The sequence below is a fragment of the Solirubrum puertoriconensis genome, from assembly GCF_001483135.1.
Taxonomy (GTDB): Bacteria; Bacteroidota; Bacteroidia; order Cytophagales; family Hymenobacteraceae; genus Solirubrum; species Solirubrum puertoriconensis.
The window spans coordinates 1,124,134-1,145,767 of sequence record NZ_LNAL01000006.1 but is presented as its reverse complement, the minus strand read 5'-3'; the positions used below and the strand labels follow the sequence as shown (position 1 = coordinate 1,145,767).

Sequence of the window (21,634 nt, the reverse complement as noted above, 5' to 3'; positions counted from 1 at the left end):
CGCTGCGCTTGCGGGGTGCTATGGTTGTTTGGTTGGGCTAGCTACCACCCAATTAGGCCACTGCTGCTACTGCACGCTCAGAATCTTGAACTCGACGCGCCGGTTAAGCCTGCGCGTGGACTCACGGGCGTTGCTGGCCTTGGGCTTGGTGCCCCCAAAGCCCACACTGCTGATGCGCTCCGTAGCAATACCATGATGAACCAGGTACGTTTTGACGGCGGCGGCGCGCTTCTGACTGAGCACTAGGTTCTTCTGCGGGTCGCCTACGTTATCGGTATGGCCCTGCAGCTCGATGCTGACGCCCGGATTGGCGCTCAGAATGCCGACGAGCTGATCGAGCGCAGAGTGGGAAGACGACAGCAGGATGGCCTTGCCCTGCTGAAACTGCACGTTGTTGAGCGGTAAGGTCACGCCCACAGCCAGGGGCTGCAGCAAGATATCTTCGGCGTAGGAGCCTGCATTGGCGCTGTAGAAGCTGTTTGCCGCTACATAGCCATCTAGTTTCGCCTGCCCCACGTAGGAGCGTCCTGGCTCAACTTCGATGGCAAAAGAGCCATCGGCACCTAGGCGCACATTGATTTCCTCGCCTACGCTGTTGCGCAACTTAAACTGGGTTTGCGGCAGCGGCTGCAGCGTAACAGCATCGAGTATGCGCCCGCGCCACATGTTAGCCCTAGGTGCCTCGGGAGTTGCCGGGGCCGGCGCAGCTGCAGCAGCGGCCATTGCGGGCGGTGCTTGCACCGGGGGCGTTGCTACATCAAACAGGTTGCAGCCCGCCAAATCGGTGTAAATGCCACGGCGCACCAACTCAGCTTGCCGGTTATCCAAATCGACGCGGTACAGGGCTTTAGGGCCGGCTAGGTACAGCACCCGCTTGCCACTTGCTGCTTCCTGCAGCAATACGTCGCTGTAGCCGCCGCGCTTGGGCAGTCCATCTATCTGAATCAGCTCGGGGGAGGGTTGCCGGGTTCCCAGGTCAATCTTCAGCAACGAGCCATCGGTACTGTACACCTGGTAAACGGTGTTGTTGTCATCGATGCAGAAGTTGGCGTGGGTGCCGGCACCCGAAAACCCAATGGCCGTGAAGTAGGGCGCACGGCGCACGGGGTCGTTGTCCCACACCACCGTTACGGTGCTGTCGGTGGGGCTCACTTTCACCAGCTTATTGCCATCGGACGTGATGAAGTACAAGTCGCCACGCTTATCGGTGGCAGCCGAAATCCACACGTTTTCCTCGCCCTGGGCCGGCAGCCGCCAAGGCGTGTAAGCTCCCTCGCGGGTGGCCGGGTTGTACCGATACACCAACTCCGGCGCATCGGTGGGAGCTTTGGTTACCGAGTATAAGCAGTTGTCGAGGCCCTTGGCCAGGGCGTACGACTGAAACGGCAGCACCAGCTTATGAATGGTTGGCTGCGCCGAAGGGTTAGAAACCGAAAATTCGTGGATGGTACGGCAGTCATCCTCCCAAATGCCATTGCGGCTGCGGAGGGCGGCAATGCCATACATTTTGTCGTCGCAGCTTTGCACCACTTGCGGCTTCGGCGCGGCCGGTGGGGCCGATGGCAGCGGAGCCACAAACGCCAGCGACTCGAGCAACTGCCGGGCTTCGGGCAGGTAGTCGTGGTCTTCGCTGATGGCGGCCTGGTACTCGAGCCGGTACTCGTAACCGTTGCGCCATATTCGGCGGCCTACTACGTGAGTGCGCAGAGCCGGCGCGGGGGCTGCCGAGTAGGTGTAATCGTACCGCACCTCGTGAGAAGCTCCGTTATCGTGCTCGGAAAGTCGTAGTACCTGCGCCTGGGGCTGCTGCCGAATACCTAACCACACCGAGTCGGTGAGCAACTGCTTACAGGCAGGGGGGGCAGCTTGCACCGAGGCCAGCACCTCGGCCGCGCGCCCGGCATTACCGGTGTAGAAGGTGGCCGTGGCATTGCCGGGCTTGCGCTCCAGCTGCCAACCCCGGGGGTACCTCAGTCGGTAACCGGCTTGCGCATCCCGAAACACGTTGGGCTCCGAGGCGTCCTGCGCATGCAGCTCAATCCAGCCTAACGCCAGAACCAGCAACAACAACAACCTCATGAGCAACGCGACGGCAGAAACGTAGGTAATGTTCAAAATTACGGAAGCTTGCCATGCGCCGCTGTATTTCGGTCAGAATAATCCGTCGCCGTGGTTCCGCTCCTTTGCTGAAGCAGGCTTTATCTGGGTTCCGTCCTATCCGGCTCTAGGCAGGGTCACGCCCCTTCTCAACTAACCCGTAGCCCTAGGTGCGGACAAAGCGCAAGCGGTTCGCACCTAGGGCTGCTGATCGGCCCTGTGGAAGGTTGCCAGCTGCGAAGGCGCCCCAACTTCCGGATCCTCCGGGCCTAATGGTCCAATCTGCACCGAATAGCCATTTCGCTCGGCTACGCCGGCAGCCCATGCCTCAAATTCGGCCCGCGTCCATTCGAAGCGGTGATCGGCGTGGCGGAACTCACCAGCGTGTAGCTTCTCGAACTTTTGGTTGTAGCTAACATTGGGCGTGGTTACGAACACCACACCCGGCTTGGCCTTACCGAACACTACCTGCTCAAAGGAGTTGAGGCGGCCTTCGTCGAGGTGTTCGATAACCTCCACTACAGCGGCCGCATCGAAGCCGCTGAGGCGCGGATCGTGGTACAGCAACGAGCCCTGAATTAAATCGAGGCGTTGCCGTTGGCGCGGAGCCATATCCGGCAAGCCCAGCCGCTGCTGCGCGCGGGTGAGTGCCTGGTACGAAACATCCATGCCCAACACGTACTCAATGGTGCGGTTTTGCAGCAACAGCCGAAGCAGTTTGCCTTCGCCGCAGCCTAAGTCGAGTACACGCTTGGCACCTAGGCGTCCGATTTCGGCAGCTACATGCTCCAAGCGCATATCGTGCAGGTTGCGCTTCTCCGTAGTGGGTTGTTCAGGGCTGCTTGCCAAAGCACCTAGGGCTAAGGTAGCACCGTCCCCTGACGACCGTAGCTCTACGCCCGCGGCGTCAAGCTCAACGTTAGTCGAGGTATCACCGTCCAGAAGTCGCTCCAGGGCGGGCCGGGTATAAGCGGCCAGGTTGAGCAGGTACCGTCGCGTTATAAACTCACGCTCCGGGTGGCGGGGCAGCCAATCGCCGCCTTTGCTCAGCAGTTTTTCTACTTCGTGCTCCCCTACCCAATAATGCTTGTCGTTGTCGAGCACCGGTATGAGCACGTAGAGGTGGCTTAGCAAATCGCGCAGGCACACGGCCGGGTGCCGCAACTGCAAGGTGTAATACCGGCTCGGCCCCCATTCGGGTAGGTTCGGCTCAAGTGGGTAGTCTTGCAGCTGAACCGAGTAACCCAGGGGCTCGAACATGCGCCGCAGCAGCTCCGCCGAAGGGGCCGGCACCACAGCTACCGTTGCCTCAAATGGCCACTGCTGCTCCGGAAGTTCGGGTCGGTCTTTGCACGTGCCGTTGAGAGCCGTATTAAAGGCTTTGGCAATGGCCACACTCAGAAACGAGGAAGCCACATACGGCCGGTCGTTGACGTACTGCTCCAAGGCAAATCCTTCGCCGGCCGGGCCGCGGCGGTTGCGCACCAAGCTCACTGGATCGATATCGAGCAGCAAGGCAACGGTGCATCGCTCGGCTGTGGCTTCCGGATAAAATATGTGGGCTCGGCCGTAGGCCAGCTCCACCGCCTGCATACGCGCAGGATTTTTATGCAACAGGTAGCCTAGGTCGGTTGCGGGCTGCCGGGTGGTTGTAATAGTCAGGAGCATACGGAGGAGAGCAACAAGGGGAGTATAGCAAGCTATAAAGTCGGCAGTATCCTTAAATGCACAGCCTGCCCATAACCGATGAGCAAAATTGTACAAAACAGCCGCAACTCCAGCCCCAGGCATGCGGTGCTGCGTCGGAAGTTGCCTAATTTTGCCAGCTGAACGGTGCTAAACTGCGCCCAACTAGTAGGATATGAAGAAGTTTTTTACCCTGTTTACGCTGTTGGTGCTCGGTGCATCGGCTGCCTACGCCCAAGCCGACCCCGGTGCCGAGCGCAAAAAATACTTGCGCCCCAAAAAGGACGACGAATGCCAATACGTGCAAAACGTTACCAAAAACACCGAGGAAGACCAGGAAGTGGAAGGAACGTATACTCGCATTGCGTACCGTCCATATTCGGAAATGCTCGTAGTAATAAACGAGCTTAAGAAGATGAATAACTGGGCTGACAGCACGTATCAGCGCCACTTTAACAATCTACCGGCAGGTGGTTCGCTTGTGGTAACCATGCACCGGAAAGGCGCCAAAAACGCCGACCCCAGCCTGCTTACCGTTACGGTTACTACCAAGGACGGCAAACAATTGCTTAGCCAACAGCTCACCCCAGGCACGGGTCGTTTCTGGAACCGCGATTTGTACCTAAGCACCCGAACTATACCATTTGTTAAAGCTGAGCAGCCTGGCCCACTACAGGTTAGTATCACTGACGATAAACTCAAGCAACGCTTTGACTACATTGTAGTTGCAGAGTAGTTTTAACATTTGAACAAACTAAAAACGCATACTCTTAGCCAAGCGTAGTATTGAGAAGAGTATGCGTTTTTTTGGTTTTGAGTAAGCGCTATTTCTGGCGTCGTAGCTGGGCCCACTGCACTGCAACCAGCGTTTTGGCATCTTGCAAGGTTTCCTGTAGCACCTCATCCCAACCCAGCATCACAGCGGTGATGTTCTCGTTCTCGCCTTCCGCCCCGCCCCCTTCTCCAATGTGGCGGCTCACTTCGGCATAGTAGATCTTGATTTGCTCGGCATCGCCGCCGGGCGATGGGTACATATCAACGATGTGCTCCAGCTGATCAACGGCGTAGCCCAGCTCCTCCTCTATCTCCCGGCGCATGGCATCTTCGGCCGCCTCCCCTGCTTTGTCGAGCATGCCGGCTGGTATTTCCAACACTTCTTTTTCGGGCCCAATGCGGTATTGTCGCACGAATGCAAACTGCTGCTTGTTGGTATCGAAAACCAGCGCTGCTACGGCGCTGCCCGGCTCAAAACGTTCTCTGATGAGCTCTTTGCCTTCGTGCTCTAGCGTCAGCTTGCGCATTTTATAGAAGCCGTCGTAAACCGTTTCTACCTTTGTAATCTTCATGGGATGCTATTGGTTTGGGCTTGAACCGCCACTTACGCCAAATATGTAGGCCTTTGTTCGGCCAATTATCCCTTAGCCGCATTTCTTTTTCTGCTGATTTTGACGTTTAACGACCTCCATCTGCTGCCAGAGCTGCTGACAGCTTTGCATGCCACGGGCTACGAGCGCCCCACCCCCATCCAGCAACAAGCCATACCGCACGTGCTCGACGCCCGCGACCTGCTCGGCGTAGCCCAAACGGGCACCGGCAAAACCGCGGCCTTTACGCTGCCCCTGCTGCAGCGTTTGCACCTCTCCAAACCCACTAATCAACCCAGCGGCCCCCGCTCCGTTCGGGCTCTGGTTCTGACGCCTACCCGCGAGCTGGCTATTCAGATAGGTGAAAGCTTTGCCACCTACGGCCAAAACCTAAAGCTCCGCCACGCGGTAATTTTTGGCGGTGTAAGCCAGCATCCCCAAGTGGAGGCGCTTAGGCGCGGCGTTGATGTGCTGATTGCCACCCCAGGCCGCTTGCTCGATTTGATCAGCCAAGGCTTTATCGATTTGAAGCGCCTGGAAATATTCGTGCTTGATGAAGCTGACCGCATGCTCGATATGGGCTTCATCAATGATATCCGTCGCATTCTGCCGCTACTGCCCAAGCAACGCCAGTCGTTGTTTTTCTCGGCCACCATGCCGCCCACCATTCAGCAACTGGCCGATAGCATTTTGCGCAACCCTGTGCAAGTAGCTGTTACGCCCGTTTCGAGCACCGCTGAAAAGGTAGAGCAGGCGGTGTACATGATTGAGAAATCCGACAAGCCTTACTTGCTGCTGGAGGTACTCAACGACCCAGAGCTGCGACGGGTGTTGGTGTTTACGCGCACCAAGCACGGCGCCGACCGGGTAGCCAAGGGTCTTAATGCAAGAGGCATTGGAGCCGAAGCCATACACGGGAACAAATCGCAGAACGCGCGCCAGCGGGCTTTACAAAACTTCAAAAGCGGCGAAACGCGCGTGCTAGTTGCTACCGACTTGGCCGCACGCGGCATCGATGTAGAGGAGTTGAGCCACGTAATAAACTACGAGCTGCCCAATGAGCCCGAAACCTACGTGCACCGCATCGGCCGTACGGGCCGGGCAGGTGCCGAGGGCATTGCCTTGTCGTTCTGCGACCTGGATGAGCGGGCTTATCTGCAGGACATTCAGCGCCTGATCAATCGCGAGATTCGTGTGATTGACAACCACTCGTATGCCAGCAACGACGTGGCTCGTGTACCCCTCAAGGGTCCGAACATTACCAAGCCCAAGGGCTCGGCTGGGCGGCCTCCACGCCCGGGCCGCGGCCCCGCGGCAGGTGGTGCAGGCAACAAGCCAAAGCGCACTGCCGATGTAGGTCATGCCCGCCCGGCTACTGCACCACGCCACAAGCAAGAAAGCCGGCCTAAAGCGGCTTCGCAAGGCAGTGCTTCGTCGGGCAGTCCTCGCCCCAATGGGCGGTCTGGGCGCCGACGTCGGCGGGACTAACCGTTAGAAGCCCAGTGATTTTTAGCCTATCATTTCAGCCTCCTTGCAATCCTGCGCGGGGGCTGTTTTGTTGGCGCCTAGGGCGCCAGTAGCCACAGGTGCAGACGAATTTGCTGCGCTTGCAGCACCTCAAAGCTGAGCAACGGCCGAACAAATTGCCTCTAGGTTTGCTTATACACACGTACGTTCCGACGTGCGCGTTTCATTAAAGCACCGCAACCTACTGCCTTTCGGTACCTCTCCTATGGCTACTTGCTCGCTTTCAGTTATCGAAGCTCTTCGCACCACTGCACAACGCCTGGCCACGCAGGCGCCCTACCAATGGGGCCACATGGGCAGCTGCAATTGCGGCCACCTTGCCCAAACCGTAACCCGCCTGAGCAAAGCCGAAATTCATGCCCGTGCGCTGCAACGCTACGGCGACTGGGACCAGCAGCTACGCGACTACTGCCCAACCAGCGGCTTGCCAATCGATGAAACCATTGATGAAATGCTGGCTGCGGGCTTCACCCGATCTGACTTGGCGCACCTGGAGCGCCTCTCCGATCCTAGCATTCGGGGTGCGATTCCGTTTGAGCGCCGCAACGCCTTGCGCCATAACGTTCGAGACGATGTAGTGCTGTACTTGCGCACGTGGGCCCAGTTGCTGGAAGAACAACTAGTGGCGGGCATTGAGTTACCTTCCTTGCACGTGACTCCAGAGTCCATTCTCAGCCGCTAGGCCTGACGTTTAGCGGCAAAAAGCAGCAGCCCCGCCTAGGTTCACCTAGGCGGGGCTGCTGCTTTTTGCCGCCGATAAACTTCGGCGATAAGCGGATTACTGCTCGATAGCGTTCGGCTGGCTGCTCTGCGCTTCGCGGTAGCCCTCAGGCCGGTGTTCGCGCTTGTAAGCAGCATCGGCGTTCGGATCTTTTTCGGCGTCAGGGGGAGGCGTGCACGACGTGGCCAGCACAGCAACCCAAGCAAATAATGCGAGCAGGCAGGACTTTTTCATACCCCAAAGGTAAGAGGGCCGGGTTATATCATCAAGCCAGGATACGCAACAGAATAAGTTAAGGTGCTTGCTTATGATAGGTGTACCAATTTGCTCGTACTGTTTACAAATTACAACTGTAACCTGAAATACTCAGACCACACACTACCCGGCAGCAGCATAAACCAGTGCTTGTTACCAATGGGCAGCAGTTGCAAGCAGCGCACTGACAAGTCGTAAGTATTTAATCATTAGCTATACCGTGCCACCTCAATCAAGCACTTGCAAGTTGGAGGAACCGGTACTAGCCCTTGCACATTTCATCGAAAATACCGTGTTACAATTATTAGCATTCTGCTGGTCTAGCACCCACAGTAGCATACCTCTTAATCTAAAACACATGAGCCTAAACTTATATAACAAAAAAAATACAACACAAACCCTCTTATTCACTCGCAAACACTTACTAAATCACTTCAAATACAACCTTGACAAAGCCTGACAAACAGATACTTACAACTGTATTTACCATACAATCATGGTTAAGCAAAACCGTTGCATGCAATGTAACCAAACCAATACGTGGAAGCACCCCATATACAGCAATAACACGGTGCAATTGCACACGTCGGAAGGCACTTGCTTTTCTACTCGCCATGCTACTCGGCAGTTGCACAGGAGCAGTGCACAAGCGAATAGACATTACTATAATGGTTCCGTTGCAGGAGTGTAGTCCGTGAAAGTACCGTCGCTATAGAATATTAATACTCTCCGTATCGTTTTTGGTTGTGTGGCAGCGCTTTGCGCCACAGCTTGAACCAAAGCGTCATCAGCGTTTAGCTTATTGGAACTAGCTGCGGCATCGGTTTTGGAGCGCTGGGTATCAATTGGTGGTCCAGCTGTGCGTTCTGGCGCATCTGCTAAGCTTGGCTCCCTAGGGTCTTCAAACGCTGGTTCGGGCACAGTTGAGGGCTTAACAGGAGGCTCAAGGGAATTAGGCTGTGTAGGCGACTTCGGAGCCCGCTTGGGTGCGGCAGCCACCCGAGCCGACGAGCTTGCCGCAGAAGGAGGCTGAGCAGCGTTTGCGGGACTCTCAGCAGTCATGAGGCCTTGCCCAGTGAGCAACCACGGCATTGATATGTCAGGAAAGGCGGCAATAATCTTCTGCACCACCTCCAAACTGGGCTTGTTACGGCCGCTGAGAATATGGCTAACAATCGGACGTGCTACCCCAATCACATCTGCAAACTGAGTGGAGGTAAGTTGGCGCTCCTGAATGAGCTGACGAATACGGTCGACCATATATCATTTATATAGGTTACAAATCTACAGCAATAGGAAACATGCGCACATGCACAGGCAACAAGATTAACATTGTTAATTACATCCATAAATCGCCTGAACATTTAAAAGCATGTGTTTACGTTGCTTACTAATCGTTTACAATTATACACTTGTAAATTGTCTTGATCTGTCTCAATGCAATTAAAGTCCTGTTGTTTATGCATCCTCTGGCCTGACTATTGGAAGCAGAGCCATGGCCAACCTGGGGGGCAAGCAAAGCAGCATCACAGTACAAGCATGAAAAAACCGCCACAGCGGCTAACGCTATGGCGGTTCTAGAACAAGTGGTAAGGCCCTTTCCTGCTTAGATGCTTCGCCTCTTAGAGAGGCAGCTTAGCAATTAGGAAATTTAGGAGCTAAAGTACTCGCGCGCTAGGGCCTTGTCGTGACCGTAGATATCGTCGCGGAAATGAACGTTGCCGGCGTCATCAACCCAAGCCGTAAAGTACACCAGGTACACTGGAAGTTTTTCGGGCAGCGTGACGTACTGCTCCTTCTGCCCGGCAATCGTCTCCTGAATTTTACTCATGTCCCAACCCGGCTTATTGCGCAGCAGGTACTCGGCAAGCTCAAGCGGCCGCTCAACCCGTACACAGCCGTGGCTGAACCCGCGCTTGGCTTGGCTGAACAGCTCATCGTTGGGCGTGTCGTGCAGGTAGATGTCCTCCGAGTTCGGGAACAAAAACTTCACATCCCCTAGGTCGTTGCGCGGGCCGGGTCGCTTGCGCAGGGTGTAGCGCCAGGTGCTCTCCGTAAGGCCGGCCCAGTCGATACTGGTTGGATCGACGGGAGTAGCTTTTGCCCCGAAGCCTTTCACCACTTCCATATCAAGGCGCTCGAGGTAACCGGCCGGGTCTCGCTCCAAACCGGGCCGCAGCTCTTTGTCGATGATGCTGAAAGGAACGTTCCAGTACGGGGCCAATACCACGTACTCCATTTTGTCGCTAAACACGGGAGTAGCGTTCAGCTGCTTGCCCACAATTACGCGCATATCGAGAGCAGGCTTTCCGTTCTCGTACACCCACATGTGGTAATCCGGAATGTTTACGAGCAGGTAGTTCGGCTCGAAGCGCTTGGGAATCCAGCGCCAACGCTCCATGTTCAGAATGATCTGATCAATGCGTTGCTGCAGCGGAACGTTTAGCAACTTAAGCGTTTCGGCCCCTAGGTTGCCATCGGCCTTTAAGCCGTTTTGCTCCTGGAATTCTTTCACAGCAGCAACCAGCTCGGCATCGTAAACGCGCGATTCGCCCGAACCAGAGGCAGCCTGCCCCGGCTTATTCGATACGGGCACTGCCTGCACTTGGCCTGCATGCCGCGGATCGGGTGTGCCGTCGGGGTTAAAGCCTAGGAGGCGGCGGCGCAGCGCCGGCACCACCGCTGAGGAGTCGCCGGGGCGCAGCCGCTTAACGGCAGGCACGGTTGCCCAACCGCCGTTGCGCTGCATGGAGCGGAAGCGCGCTAGGGCCTCGCGCAGACGGTCGTACTCGGGGTGCAGGGGCTCAAATTCGTAGTAGGGATAGGTACTCTCGCGCTCCTGCAAGATGGTCATGAGGGCCTTGTGCAACTTGATTTTGTTGCGCTTAACCTTCCAATCGATATTCTTTACTTCGCGCGGGTTTACAATGCCGCGATAAAAATCATCGGCCCAGTTGAAGTAAGTTGCTGATAGCGCGATGTCTATTTCTTTTTCGAGTGCATTACGCGCCGTGGTATCCGGCGCCTCCTTCAGCTGAGCAAAGAGCTTGTCAAAGTCGACAACTTTGTAGTCGTTGGGGTCAAGGCCTTCTTCGCCGGCCTTGTTCAGTACCGATAGCATGCGCTCGGCATGGGGCAGTACTTCGTGGTCGCGAAACCAACCTAGGCGGCCGTCGCGCTCTTTGTAGAACTTTTTACCCCATTCAATTTCAGCTTTGAAAGCCGGCTTCGAGGCCATGTACTTTTCAACGTACACGGTATCGATGCGCGGCTGCGGGCCGGCCTTTTTGCCATTGCCCGGGAGCAGGTCAGCGGCTGCATCCTGCGCTTTTTCCTTCTGCTCTTGGCTGCACGAAGCAGCAACCAGCAGCAGGCAGAAAGCCAGCATCAGCCGTAAGGTGGATATAAAAACGGTTTTAACCGAAAGTTTCATGACTATGGTGGAAAACAAAGCGGCACTTCCGCAATCCGGAGGTGGCATCCTGCGCGGCAGGGCCCCGGTGCGAGCTGCATTGTTGTACTCCAACAGCCTAGTGCGGGTTGCCTTAGGCCGTTGCATTCCAAGGTGCAAGATAGCCGTAAAACAATGCCATCCGCCACATTTCTAAATTGCCATTGCGTTTTTGGCTTAGCTGCCTTTGCCGACACTACACTTCCTCTTAGGTCCTTTCATTCAAAACCGCCCCACTACCTAGGCGGTTATCTTTGCCACCCGTTTACTCGTAGGCTTCTGGGCTGTCATGCCGTCCTACCTTTCCACTCCTTATTATATATAGTATGGCTGAAATGCCTCTGGCCACCGACCCGCATAGCTGCGCCCGCCCGCAAGAGGCAGTGGTTCGGCACCTCGCTCTCGACCTCTCCGTTGACTTTGCTTCCCGCACCTTAACGGGTAAAGCCACTTGGCAGGTCGAGGTGCAACCGGGCGTTTCGGAGCTGTGGCTCGATACCCGCGACTTAGCCATTGAAGCCGTATCCCTCGACGACGATACCGCGCTTGCGTCCTTTAACTTGGGCGATGCGGATGCCGTACTTGGCCAGGCATTGCGCATTCAAGTGCAGCCAACCACCCGCTCGGTTACAGTGCTCTACCGTACCGCTCCTGAGGCAGCTGCTTTGCAGTGGCTCGCGCCCGAGCAAACGGCTGGCAAGCAACACCCGTTTTTATTTACCCAGTCGCAAGCCATTCTGGCACGTACCTGGATTCCGTGCCAGGATTCGCCGGGGGTGCGCTTTACATACGAAGCCACGGTGCGCGGCCCCAAGGAATTGCTGGCCCTGATGAGTGCCGAAAACCCGCAGCAACTTTCGGCTTCGGGCGAGTACCATTTCCAAATGCCGCAGCCCATTCCCTCGTACCTCATGGCCCTGGCCATCGGCTATTTGCGGTTCGAGGCCGTCAGCGGCCGCACTGGGGTGTACGCCGAACCTACCACCCTGCCCGTGGCTACGCATGAGTTTGCCGACCTAGAGCAAATGGTAGGCGCGGCCGAGGAACTTTACGGCCCCTACCGTTGGGAGCGGTACGATCTGTTGGTGTTGCCGCCCTCCTTCCCGTTTGGCGGCATGGAAAACCCGCGGCTTACTTTCGTGACGCCTACCATCCTAGCCGGCGACCGAAGCCTGACCAGCCTGGTGGCGCACGAGCTGGCGCACTCTTGGTCAGGCAACCTCGTGACGAATGCTACCTGGAACGACTTCTGGTTGAACGAAGGCTTCACGGTTTACTTCGAGCGGCGCATCATGGAGCGCCTGTACGGGCGCGCTTATGCCGATATGCTTCAGGTACTCGGCCACACAGCGCTACACCACACCATCGACGAGCTTGGCGCCGAAAGCGCCGATACCCACTTGCACCTGAAGCTGGCAGGCCGCGACCCTGACGAGGGACTCAACGAAATTGCCTACGAGAAGGGCAACTACCTGCTGCTAACTCTGGAAAGCATCGTAGGCCGCGAAAAGCTCGACGCTTTCATCACGAAGTACTTCTCCGAGCACGCCTTCCAGTCGATGGATACTGCTCATTTCATTGCGTACCTCCGCCGCGAGTTGCTCAGCCAGGTACCCGGTGCCGAGGAACAAGTGCAGCTTGATAAATGGATCAACGCTCCCGGAATTCCGCCAGTGGCCCCGCCGGTGCAGTCGGAGCGCTTTGCCAGTGTAGAGGGTGCCTTGCAGGCATGGCGGCACGGTGCCGCGCCCGCTTTGCTCGATACTACCGAGTGGAGCACGCACGAGTGGGTTCATTTTCTGCACGGCCTACCCGAGCACATCAGCAGCGAGCAATTAGCCGATTTGGATAAGGCCTTTGATTTCACCAATTCGGGCAACGCCGAAATCCTGACGGCCTGGTTCCCGCTGGCTATCGGGGCAAACTACTCCAGCGCCTACCCAGCCCTAGGTGCATTTCTCACGCGCGTTGGCCGGCGCAAGTTTTTGGTGCCGCTCTACAAAGCCCTATTGGCTACGCCCGAAGGGAAAGAACGTGCCCGCGACATTTACACGCAAGCACGGGGCAATTACCACTCCGTATCGACGAGCACACTGGATACGCTGGTGGGCAAGCCAACTTTGGCGTAGCCTTTCGGCACTTTTTGGCTCGGGAGTTGCTTCAAGCAGCGTACCTTCTGCATTTTCGATTACTCACTCACCGCTCCACATTTCTGCTAGTTGAACGCACCGAAACCACAGGGTAAATTGATAGCCGTTGGGGGTAACGAGGACAAAGGCACCTACCCCAACCCGCAAAAGAAGAAGAAGTATTATCTCAACTTCTTTGAGCTCGGCATTCTGAAGCGCATTGTGCTGGAGAGTGGCAAAACCGACCCGCGCATCGAGGTTGTCACCACCGCTTCCATGATTCCGGATGAGGTGGGGCGCATCTATGTGTCGTCGTTTGGTATGCTGAATTGCCTCGATGTGGGCGTGATGGACATTCGTGTCCCGCAGGACACCGATCAGCCCGAGATATTGGAGCGCCTGCTGGCCGCCGACCTCGTGATGTTTTCGGGCGGCGACCAGTCGCGGCTAAAAGAAATGTTCTGCGGCACCCGGTTTCTTGAGATTCTCACGCAGCGTTATTTCGCGGAGCCTGATTTTGTGATTGCCGGTACCAGTGCCGGGGCCATGGCTATGTCGCACATCATGATCCGGGGCGGCTCGGTGCCGGAATCGTTGATGAAAGGAGCCGTTAAGATGGGAACTGGCCTTAGCTTAATTCCGAACGTCATCATCGACTCGCACTTTGTAAAGCGCGGGCGCTTTGGCCGTTTGATCGAGGCGGTCGGTTTGCACCCCACTTTCATCGGCATAGGCTTGGGCGAGGACACAGGTGTGCTCATCCGCAACGGCAACCTCATCGAAACCATCGGCTCCAATTTGGTTATCATCATCGATGGGCATCATATCCGGCACAACAACACGGCTGCCGCTGCAAAGGGCACCGCATTGTCGATTGAGAACATAACAATGCACGTACTGGCCAAAGGCAACGTGTACGACATCCACGAGCGAAAATTCTTCGTCGACAAGCCAACCCACGATGCGGCTATAGCAGCGCACCGCCCAGCCGCCGAGTTACGTTCGGCGTCCTAACTCTTCTGCTACTCCTTATTATTATATTCGCTTCGGTCCCGGCAGTTCTCCAACAGCCGGGACCGAATGCGTTTGCCCCTAGGTGCCTGAAGCCGCTACGCTACCTAGGCAGGGCACATTACTCATCGCGGTAGATACCCACAAACAACGGCGAGTAGCTGCTGATGCTTGCGCGGTACATGCCATCGGAGTTGAAAGGCAATGCCATGTTGCCGGCAGCATCAACGGCCACCAAGCCGCCTTCGCCGCCAACAGGCGCCAGCTTATCGTGCACCACTACCCCGCAGGCTTCGGCCAGGCTCAGGCCGCGGTACTCCATGAGGCAGGCTATATCGTGCGCTACCACGGCCCGAATAAAAAATTCACCGTGGCCAGTGCAGCTAATGGCGCACGTGCGATTATCGGCCCACGTGCCCGCGCCGATAATGGGCGAGTCGCCGACGCGCGAGAAACGCTTGTTCGTCATGCCGCCTGTGCTGGTGGCAGCGGCTAAGTTGCCGTATTGGTCGCAGGCGACGGCGCCCACCGTGCCCATCTTGCGTTTCGGATCTTCGTCGAACTTGTTAGGCTCTTCGAGCGGAGCATCATGACTGTGGTCGAGGCGAATGCGGCCGCTGGCTAGTGCCTCCTGCAACTGGCCATAGCGGTGCTCCGTGAAAAAATACTCCGGTGGCTGCATCGCCAGGCCTTGTTGCTGGGCAAACTCCTCGGCACCGGGCCAAGCCAGCAGTACATGCTCGGAGCGCTCCATTACCAGGCGAGCGGCCCTAATGGGATTTTGCACTGCCCGAACGCCCGTTACGGCTCCGGCTTGTTTGGTGCGCCCGTCCATTATCGAGGCATCGAGTTCGTGGTGCCCCTCGTGTGTAAATACGGCACCCCGACCAGCATTGAACAGTGGGTTGTTTTCAAGTTGCACCACGGTATGCTCTACCGCATCGAGGGCCGGAGCTCCTTGGCGCAACAAATCGTAACCCGCAAGTAGGGCTTGCTGCAAGGCGTGTCGGTATTCGTACTCAGCTTCGGGGAGCAGCAGGGTGCGGGCTATGGTGCCGGCGCCACCGTGCAGGGCAAGGGCAATGTGCGACATGCAGTAAGGAGAAGTTGCTGAGCCCAAAGTACGGCAATTGGAGTAGGCGGTTTACCTGGAGTGTAAGCAGTGGCTACTCCTTATTATATATAGGAGTGGAAAAGTGAGGCAGCAAGCCGGCCCCAGCACCACCCATCCGGAATTATTTTTCGTAGATTTGGCTTATAAATTTTCAACATCCCTCCTTTCATTGACTATGGCTTACGAAGCTACCGGCCGCCTGCACGACATTATGGACGAGCAACAGGTGAGCGAGAAATTCCGCAAGCGCGAGTTCGTGCTGGAAGTCGTCGACGGCCAGTATCCCGAGCATATCAAGTTTCAGCTGGTACAAGACAAGACGTCTCTGATCGACCAATACAAAATTGGTGACGAGGTACGCGTGCAGTTCAACCTGCGTGGCCGCGGCTTCAACAAAAATGGCCAGATGCTGTACTTCACCAACCTCGAGGCTTGGCGCATCGAGGCGGCTAGCGGTGCCAGCGCTGGTGGCCAGCAAGGCGGTGGCTACTCGGCCCCGGCTGCAAACAATAACCCCGGCCTTCGCCGCGACGCGCAACCCCAGCGCCCCGCTCCCATTGCTTCGGACGACGACAACGACCTGCCCTTCTAAGCATTCGTTACGGATTACACTACAAATGCCGCTTCCGATTACCGGAAGCGGCATTTTTGCGTATGCACCCCTGCCAGAGGCCTTCTCTCCTTCCCGGCTTCTCCACCATGCGTACTACATCTGCCGAGCGGCCGCTGCAGGGCCGCACTATTTTAATCACGGGTGCCTCGTCGGGCATTGGCCTAGCGGCAGCTAAGCGCTTAGCCAACCTAGGGGCGCACCTGTTAATCGTTTGCCGCAACGCAGCGCGGGGCCAGCAGGCCCTTGACGAAGTACAAGCGGCTGGCCCTCCGGGCAACCCTGCTCCCGAACTGTTCCTGTGCGACCTTGCCATACTGACCGAGGTGCATCGGTTGTGCGATGAAGTGCTGAGCAAGCACACGAAGTTAGATGTGCTTATCAACAACGCCGGAGTGCTTCCCAACAAGCTCATTGCCACCGACGAAGGCCACGAGTTGTGTTGGGCTACCAACCATCTGGCTCCGTTTGTAATCACCAACCGTTTACTGCCCTTGCTCGAGCAAGCCGGCATCGGCGCCCGCGTAATTACGGTAGCTTCCGAAGCGCATTGGTTAGGCGAAATAGAAAGCAACCTAGAGGCCCGAATTGACCCCAATCGGAGCAGCGCATTTACAGCCTATTGCGACTCCAAACTGGCCAATATTTTATTTACCAAAGCCTTGGCCGAACGCCTTGAGCTAACGCCAGTTACAGCCCATTGCCTGCACCCCGGTTTGGTGCGTTCCAATTTGTGGTTACATAGCTCATGGTTTATGCGCGCCATGATGCTACTAGCGCTGCCATTTGCTCGCTCCAACGAGCGGGCCGCCGATACTATTGTTTGCGTAGTAACTGCCGATGATTACCAAAAAAATAGCGGCGCGTATTATAAAAATTGCCATCCTGCCCGGGTATCCAGCAAGGCAGCAAGCCGTGCCGAAGCCCATAGGCTTTGGCGTATTTCGGCTGAAGAGACAGGAGTAGGAGAATAAATAAAATGCCCTTGCATAATCTCGCACGTTGTATGCAGTGGGGTTTGTAGGGTTAATTGTTTCAAAGAGCTGTAAGAAACCTACTAGTAAGTACAAGGTTCGCAGCAGTCTTAATAAGAATTAATACCTCCTCAGAGACAATAAAACCGTCATTTCAGAACGAAAGCCTATGATTTGGACGGTAAATCAAAAAAAATATAATAATGCGTGATACTTTATTTTTATATTCTCGTTTCTTTGTTCTGAAATTGAACCATTAATCTTTATATACAATGGCCGAACTTAACATTCAGCACCTACAAAAAGTACTGGAAGACGCTGGTCGTAATGAAAATCTGGTGCGCGAAATCCGTCGCGCTCATGGCAAGGTGCAATCAGCCCTAAACGAGTTGGCCGAGCTCCTCGACCCGGCTTACGAGCCTAACCAGCGTAAAAAACCCGGCCGCAAGCCTGCCGGCGAAGGTGCTGAAGGGGGTGAAGGCCGTCGTCGTGGCCCGGGCCGTCCGCCCAAAAACGCCGCGAACAACGCCTAACAGTATTCCTGCGAACTGTATGAGCCCATTGGCCTAGGTGTCAATGGGCTTTTTCGTGTGCCCTATCTACCATGAAATAGAGCAGCGTAGATTATCCGCTTGTTCGGAGATTTCTTTCGATGTTTTTAAATACAGTCAGCCCAAATGAAGTAACCGTCTGTCACACAGCAGCGCAGGCTGGCACTAACTTAACATTTACCCAAGTGTTGGCTATTACTTTGGTAGGCTCCTATCATTTTTGTAGCTTTTTTACTAACTGTACGTATACGTTAGATTTACGTAAGCGCATCCACATATATGGGATTCACGGCACAACGGTTGCGCGAATTAATCGCCAAAGGCGAGGGCGAAACGCTGGATTTTAAAAAACGAACTACCCATCCCACGCGCATTTCGCGCACTTTGGTATCGTTTGCCAATAGCCAGGGGGGCAGGCTGCTAATTGGCGTAGAGGATAATGGCCGAATAGTGGGCGTACGCGACGCTGAAGAAGAAATTTTTCTGCTGCGGCAAGCTGCCGAACATTATATAATGCCGCCGCTGCAATTGCGGATTGAAGAGGTAGAGGATGATGCGCGCATCGTATTAATCGTTACCGTGAGTGAAAGCTCACGAAAACCCCACAAAGCTTTAGTGGCCGCCGATGACTGGCGTGGGTACGTGCGAGTGGGCGATGAAAGCGTGCAAACCAGCCAAATCACTGAAAAAGTATTGGCCAATGAACAGCCCGAAAGCCGCTTCGAAAAAATACCACTTAACAAATTAGAAGAGGCTGCACTGGATTTTGTACGTAAGCATCCGCGCCTGACGCTTGATCAGTACAGTAAGCTGATAAATGTATCGAAACGCCGGGCGTACCGCATGCTTATCAAACTGGTGTTACACGGCTATTTGCGCTACCATGATAAGGAGAAGGAGCCCTATTACACCAAGGCCTAGCTGCCCGCGTGTTAACTGAAGAAATACCTAGATAGCTGAGCAAAGCTGATGGTTAAGCAGCCGGAAGGAGGCCTATGAATGTGTTCAGGAAATTTCGCCTGGTCCAATTTGGTAACATTCTGATAACATTGACTTTCTTGTAGGCAAGTACTTTTGCTTTTCACCACCACTTACGACTTCTGTCGATGAAATCACCTTTACTTCTTGGTTTGTTAGGCTTAGGCGTGCTCAGCTTCGCACCGCAGCATGCTTGGGCACAAGCAACCCTTGGCAGCAGCCCCTACAAACAAAATTTTGACGCTTTGGCTTCGGGCCTGCCCGCAGGCTTTACCGTACGGTCGGCTGCCTCGGCTACCGCCCTCGGTACCTCCCAGACCCTGGTTACAACCCCAACTGAGTGGAGCCTGGGCACCCCAGTTGGTTTCAAAAACTACGCTTCGGCCACGGGCCTCACGGCAAGCACCAGCGCTACCGACCAAGCAGCAGCTACCAACCGCGCCCTAGGTGTGCGCCAAACCAGCACTTCGGGTTACGACCCAGGTGCTGCTTTCGTATTTCAGGCAGCCAATACCACCGGCCGTTACGAGTTGCAACTCAACTTTAAGCTGCAGTCGCTCGATGTCGCTTCTCCGCGCACTACCAACTGGCGCGTCGACTATGCGGTGGGTGCTAACCCAACTTCCTTCACGGCCCTGCCTACCTCGGCGGTTACGGGCAACAGCACCTTCGGCAGCACCTCGGTTGACGTAGATTTTGGCAACGCCCTCGACGACAAAAACGAACCCGTTTGGATTCGTATCGTGGCTTTGTCGGCTAGCACGGGTTCGGGCAACCGCCCGACTTCGGCCATCGACGATTTCGATTTGTCGTGGAAGACGGCTTCGGATGCTCGCCTTATCAGCAGCGTTACTGACCTAGGCTTCGGTACGCAAAACGTTGGCTCGACGGGTAACCAAACCTTTACTCTGGGCGGAGCCAACCTCACCGAAAACACTACCCTCACGGCAACGGGCCCGTACCAGCTTTCGAAAGACAACACCACGTTTGCCTCCTCGATTAGCTACGCACCTGCCGAGCTGGCAACCAACCAAACTGTTTACGTACGCTTCGCTCCTACGGCCAGCGGATTGGCTACGGGCAGCATTGCTATTGCCAGCCAGGGCGCTGCCTCCAAAACGGTTGCGCTACGCGGCACTGGTTTCGACCCTGCTAACCCAACGTACTCTTTTAACGACTGCGGCAACAACCTGGCCGATGGCTGGACGCAGGTGAGCGTAACAGGCGCCCAGGTATGGGGCTGCACTACGTTCGGGCGCGACGCCAACGACGCTTCGGGCAAAGGCACTTCGCCTAATGCTGTGCAAATCAATGGCTTTTCAGGCACCGCACAGACGAACGAAGACTGGCTGATTTCGCCGTCGCTGAACATTTCGTCGATGAATGTGCCGCTGCTCTCGTTCTGGTCGCGTACCCGTTTCAACGGCCCAGCCGTGCAACTGCGGGTTTCGACGAATTACTCGGGCACTGGTTCACCCACCGCTGCGGGCGTAACCTGGACGACCATCGACGTGGACCTGCCAGCGGCTAACACCGACACTTGGACGCAGACCTCCAACGTAGACCTGAGCGCCTACAAGGGTAGCCCGGTATACGTAGCGTTTGTGTACACCTCTTCGGCTGCCAGCGGCGCTGCCCAGTGGACGATCGACGACATTCAGGTAACCAACTCGAGCACTCCAGCTCCGGTAGCTGTTCGCGCGGTACCGAACCGCCTCAACTTCGACTATGTAAAGGAAAACGAAAAGGCTACGCGCAAGTTTGTAACGACCTCGCGCAACGTAACCGGCGACGTAACCATTACCTCACCGAGCACTGCCTTTAAGGTTTCGAAAGACGGCACTACTTTCAGCAATTCTGTCACCTTCACGGCTGCCGAAGCATTGGCCTCGCCCAAAGAGGTAACGGTAGAGTTTGCCCCCACGGCAGCCAACACCAACTACACCGCGTCGCTTAGCATCACCTCGCCGGGTGCTACGGCCGTACCGGTAGCCCTAGCCGGCAACACGTACGTTCCCAACGCTACGCTCGACGTAGTGAACTGGAACATCGAGTGGTTTGGCGCTACAGGCAACGGCCCCACGGACGAAGCCCTGCAGGAAACCAACGCCAAAAAGGTACTCACCGACCTGAACGCTGATGTGTACGGCCTGGCCGAAATCGTAGATACGGCCAAGCTAGGAGCCATGGTGCGCCAGCTGCCCGGCGGTTACCGCTACAGTGTATCCACCGGCGTATCGGGCTCGGCATTTAGCAGCGCTCAGAAGCTGGTGTTCGTGTACCGTTCTACTTCGTTCAGCAACGCCACCTTTACCACGCTCTCTACCTGCACCAGCTGCACCGACCCGAATAACTGGTCGACGAACTGGTCGACGGGCCGCGTGCCTTACCTGATGGAGGCCGATGTGAAGCTCACAAATGGCCAAACGCGCCGGGTAGCCTTCGTGCTCATTCATGCCAAAGCCAACGAAAGCAATGACGGCGGCGATTCGTACAACCGCCGCAAGGCAGGTGCCGAAGCGCTGAAGGCTGAGCTGGACGCCCGCTATGGCACGAGCAACGTGCTGATTATGGGTGACTTCAACGACGACCTAGACGTTACCATTGCCAACATTCCGAACGTAACGGCTTCGTCGTACCAAGCCTTCACGGCTGATGCCGCTCAGTACTCGGCCCTTACGCTGCCGCTAAGCCAGGCTGGGCTGAAGTCGACGGTAGGCTTTAACGATGTGATTGACCACGTAGTGGTGTCGAACGAGATGAACACGTTCTACCTTGAGGGTTCGGCCAACATCCGTACCGACGTGGCTGGCACCATCACCAACTATGGCTCCACCACCTCTGACCACTACCCCATCCAAACTCGCTTTAACCTGGGTGCTAACGTGGTAACCAGCGGTAAGGCTAGCCTGGCAACTGTTAAACTGGGCTTGTACCCCAATCCGGTAAGCAAATCGGTGCGCGTGGAGGTGCCGGAGCGTGGCCAGAACTTGCAGCTGCAGGTACTCACTTCGGATGGCCGCGTAGCCATCAGCGCCAAAGGTTCGTTGGAGCAGCTGAATCAGCAGTTGAACCAGAAAGTTGGTAACCTCAACGCTGGCATGTACACGGTGCGCATCGTGGGCGAGCAGCAAACCTACGTGGAGCGCTTTGTGAAGCAATAAGC

At 56.0% G+C, this 21,634-nt stretch carries 17 protein-coding genes; 10 read left to right on the top strand and 7 right to left on the bottom strand.

Features of this window, described 5'->3' with window-relative positions; all coding sequences use genetic code 11:
- Positions 1-66: 66 nt before the first annotated feature.
- Positions 67-2,079 (bottom strand): OmpA family protein, encoded by a 2,013-nt coding sequence (locus ASU33_RS09715; protein ID WP_078063014.1) that lies wholly within the window; start codon positions 2,077-2,079, stop codon positions 67-69.
- Positions 2,080-2,295: 216 nt separating this feature from the next.
- Complete coding sequence (locus ASU33_RS09710) at positions 2,296-3,765, bottom strand: 3' terminal RNA ribose 2'-O-methyltransferase Hen1 (RefSeq protein ID WP_059070595.1); 1,470 nt, start codon at positions 3,763-3,765, stop codon at positions 2,296-2,298.
- Positions 3,766-3,958: 193 nt separating this feature from the next.
- On the opposite strand from ASU33_RS09710, the gene ASU33_RS09705 reads away from it, so the two are divergent.
- Complete coding sequence (locus ASU33_RS09705; RefSeq protein WP_059070594.1) at positions 3,959-4,519, top strand: hypothetical protein; 561 nt, start codon at positions 3,959-3,961, stop codon at positions 4,517-4,519.
- An 88-nt stretch (positions 4,520-4,607) separates the two neighbouring features.
- Here the strand turns inward: ASU33_RS09705 and ASU33_RS09700 are convergent, their stop codons facing one another.
- Positions 4,608-5,129: an NUDIX domain-containing protein gene (locus ASU33_RS09700; protein ID WP_059070593.1), complete on the bottom strand. Its 522-nt coding sequence runs from the start codon at positions 5,127-5,129 to the stop codon at positions 4,608-4,610.
- Positions 5,130-5,228: 99 nt separating this feature from the next.
- On the opposite strand from ASU33_RS09700, the gene ASU33_RS09695 reads away from it, so the two are divergent.
- A complete protein-coding gene (locus ASU33_RS09695) occupies positions 5,229-6,635 on the top strand; it encodes a DEAD/DEAH box helicase (RefSeq protein WP_059070592.1) in 1,407 nt (468 codons plus the stop codon).
- Positions 6,636-6,879: 244 nt separating this feature from the next.
- Positions 6,880-7,356: a hypothetical protein gene (locus tag ASU33_RS09690; protein ID WP_059070591.1), complete on the top strand. Its 477-nt coding sequence runs from the start codon at positions 6,880-6,882 to the stop codon at positions 7,354-7,356.
- Positions 7,357-7,452: 96 nt separating this feature from the next.
- Here the strand turns inward: ASU33_RS09690 and ASU33_RS21465 are convergent, their stop codons facing one another.
- The 3 genes from ASU33_RS21465 to ASU33_RS09685 all read right to left on the bottom strand — a co-directional run bounded on the left by ASU33_RS21465 (position 7,453) and on the right by ASU33_RS09685 (position 11,083).
- The gene (locus ASU33_RS21465; RefSeq protein WP_160328170.1) at positions 7,453-7,629 is read right to left on the bottom strand and encodes a hypothetical protein; all 177 of its coding nucleotides are present in this window, start codon (positions 7,627-7,629) and stop codon (positions 7,453-7,455) included.
- 684 nt (positions 7,630-8,313) lie between these two features.
- On the bottom strand, positions 8,314-8,910 hold the full coding sequence (locus tag ASU33_RS21925) for a helix-turn-helix domain-containing protein (protein WP_078063013.1): 597 nt from the start codon (positions 8,908-8,910) through the stop codon (positions 8,314-8,316).
- A 391-nt stretch (positions 8,911-9,301) separates the two neighbouring features.
- A complete protein-coding gene (locus tag ASU33_RS09685; RefSeq protein ID WP_059070590.1) occupies positions 9,302-11,083 on the bottom strand; it encodes a L,D-transpeptidase family protein in 1,782 nt (593 codons plus the stop codon).
- A 344-nt stretch (positions 11,084-11,427) separates the two neighbouring features.
- On the opposite strand from ASU33_RS09685, the gene ASU33_RS09680 reads away from it, so the two are divergent.
- Positions 11,428-13,230 (top strand): M1 family metallopeptidase, encoded by a 1,803-nt coding sequence (locus ASU33_RS09680; RefSeq protein WP_059070589.1) that lies wholly within the window; start codon positions 11,428-11,430, stop codon positions 13,228-13,230.
- Between the two features lie 90 nt (positions 13,231-13,320).
- Positions 13,321-14,244 (top strand): cyanophycinase, encoded by a 924-nt coding sequence (locus ASU33_RS09675; RefSeq protein WP_078063012.1) that lies wholly within the window; start codon positions 13,321-13,323, stop codon positions 14,242-14,244.
- A 118-nt stretch (positions 14,245-14,362) separates the two neighbouring features.
- Here the strand turns inward: ASU33_RS09675 and ASU33_RS09670 are convergent, their stop codons facing one another.
- On the bottom strand, positions 14,363-15,334 hold the full coding sequence (locus ASU33_RS09670) for an isoaspartyl peptidase/L-asparaginase family protein (RefSeq protein ID WP_059070588.1): 972 nt from the start codon (positions 15,332-15,334) through the stop codon (positions 14,363-14,365).
- Between the two features lie 196 nt (positions 15,335-15,530).
- Here ASU33_RS09670 and ASU33_RS09665 point away from each other — a divergent pair, with 196 nt between their 5' ends.
- From ASU33_RS09665 to ASU33_RS09645, 5 genes are all read left to right on the top strand, one after another.
- On the top strand, positions 15,531-15,947 hold the full coding sequence (locus tag ASU33_RS09665; protein ID WP_059070587.1) for a DUF3127 domain-containing protein: 417 nt from the start codon (positions 15,531-15,533) through the stop codon (positions 15,945-15,947).
- A 107-nt stretch (positions 15,948-16,054) separates the two neighbouring features.
- Positions 16,055-16,939, top strand: coding sequence for an SDR family NAD(P)-dependent oxidoreductase (locus ASU33_RS09660; protein ID WP_059070586.1), 885 nt, complete (start codon positions 16,055-16,057; stop codon positions 16,937-16,939).
- A gap of 272 nt (positions 16,940-17,211) precedes the next feature.
- Positions 17,212-17,472 (top strand): hypothetical protein, encoded by a 261-nt coding sequence (locus tag ASU33_RS09655; RefSeq protein WP_059070585.1) that lies wholly within the window; start codon positions 17,212-17,214, stop codon positions 17,470-17,472.
- 297 nt (positions 17,473-17,769) lie between these two features.
- Positions 17,770-18,411 carry an AlbA family DNA-binding domain-containing protein gene (locus ASU33_RS09650; protein ID WP_059070584.1) on the top strand — a complete coding sequence of 214 codons (642 nt, stop codon included), beginning with the start codon at positions 17,770-17,772 and terminating at the stop codon, positions 18,409-18,411.
- A gap of 185 nt (positions 18,412-18,596) precedes the next feature.
- On the top strand, positions 18,597-21,632 hold the full coding sequence (locus tag ASU33_RS09645; RefSeq protein WP_078063010.1) for a T9SS-dependent choice-of-anchor J family protein: 3,036 nt from the start codon (positions 18,597-18,599) through the stop codon (positions 21,630-21,632).
- Positions 21,633-21,634: the final 2 nt, after the last annotated feature.

Bases quoted from the DNA above. Each gene is read 5' to 3' on its own strand.
- ASU33_RS09685 (WP_059070590.1), bottom strand. From the start codon at position 11,083: ATGAAACTTTCGGTTAAAACCGTTTTTATATCCACCTTACGGCTGATG.
- ASU33_RS09665 (WP_059070587.1), top strand. From the start codon at position 15,531: ATGGCTTACGAAGCTACCGGCCGCCTGCACGACATTATGGACGAGCAA.
- ASU33_RS09715 (WP_078063014.1), bottom strand. From the start codon at position 2,079: ATGAGGTTGTTGTTGTTGCTGGTTCTGGCGTTAGGCTGGATTGAGCTG.
- ASU33_RS09670 (WP_059070588.1), bottom strand. From the start codon at position 15,334: ATGTCGCACATTGCCCTTGCCCTGCACGGTGGCGCCGGCACCATAGCC.
- ASU33_RS09710 (WP_059070595.1), bottom strand. From the start codon at position 3,765: ATGCTCCTGACTATTACAACCACCCGGCAGCCCGCAACCGACCTAGGC.
- ASU33_RS09690 (WP_059070591.1), top strand. From the start codon at position 6,880: ATGGCTACTTGCTCGCTTTCAGTTATCGAAGCTCTTCGCACCACTGCA.
- ASU33_RS09660 (WP_059070586.1), top strand. From the start codon at position 16,055: ATGCGTACTACATCTGCCGAGCGGCCGCTGCAGGGCCGCACTATTTTA.
- ASU33_RS21925 (WP_078063013.1), bottom strand. From the start codon at position 8,910: ATGGTCGACCGTATTCGTCAGCTCATTCAGGAGCGCCAACTTACCTCC.
- ASU33_RS09645 (WP_078063010.1), top strand. From the start codon at position 18,597: ATGAAATCACCTTTACTTCTTGGTTTGTTAGGCTTAGGCGTGCTCAGC.
- ASU33_RS09680 (WP_059070589.1), top strand. From the start codon at position 11,428: ATGGCTGAAATGCCTCTGGCCACCGACCCGCATAGCTGCGCCCGCCCG.
- ASU33_RS09650 (WP_059070584.1), top strand. From the start codon at position 17,770: ATGGGATTCACGGCACAACGGTTGCGCGAATTAATCGCCAAAGGCGAG.
- ASU33_RS09700 (WP_059070593.1), bottom strand. From the start codon at position 5,129: ATGAAGATTACAAAGGTAGAAACGGTTTACGACGGCTTCTATAAAATG.
- ASU33_RS21465 (WP_160328170.1), bottom strand. From the start codon at position 7,629: ATGAAAAAGTCCTGCCTGCTCGCATTATTTGCTTGGGTTGCTGTGCTG.
- ASU33_RS09655 (WP_059070585.1), top strand. From the start codon at position 17,212: ATGGCCGAACTTAACATTCAGCACCTACAAAAAGTACTGGAAGACGCT.
- ASU33_RS09705 (WP_059070594.1), top strand. From the start codon at position 3,959: ATGAAGAAGTTTTTTACCCTGTTTACGCTGTTGGTGCTCGGTGCATCG.